At 77.7% G+C, this 310-nt stretch carries 1 pseudogene; it reads left to right on the plus strand.

The features are described from left to right. A pseudogene (locus JHE00_RS34635) lies at positions 1-310 on the plus strand (shikimate dehydrogenase); the annotation flags it as partial.

The following is a 310-nucleotide window of genomic DNA, read 5'->3' on the forward strand; positions in this document are numbered from 1 at the left end:
TACGAGCGCGTCGAGATGGACGCCGAGTCGCTGCCGGGGTTCGTCGCCGGCCTCGGCCCCGAGTGGGCCGGGCTGGCGGTGACGATGCCGGGCAAGCGCGCGGCGCTCGACCTCGCGACCGAGGCCACCCCGAGGGCGGCGGCCGTCGGTGCCGCGACCACGGTGGTGCGCTTGCCCTCCGGTGACTGGCGGGCCGACTGCACCGAGGTGGACGGTGTCGCTGGCGCGCTGCGGACGGCGGGCGGTTTCTCCGGCGGCACAACGGGTCGCGTGCTCGGAGCCGGTGGCACCGCGGCCGCGGTGGTCGCGG

The organism is Prauserella cavernicola, assembly GCF_016595675.1.
Classification (GTDB): domain Bacteria; phylum Actinomycetota; class Actinomycetes; order Mycobacteriales; family Pseudonocardiaceae; genus Prauserella_A; species Prauserella_A cavernicola.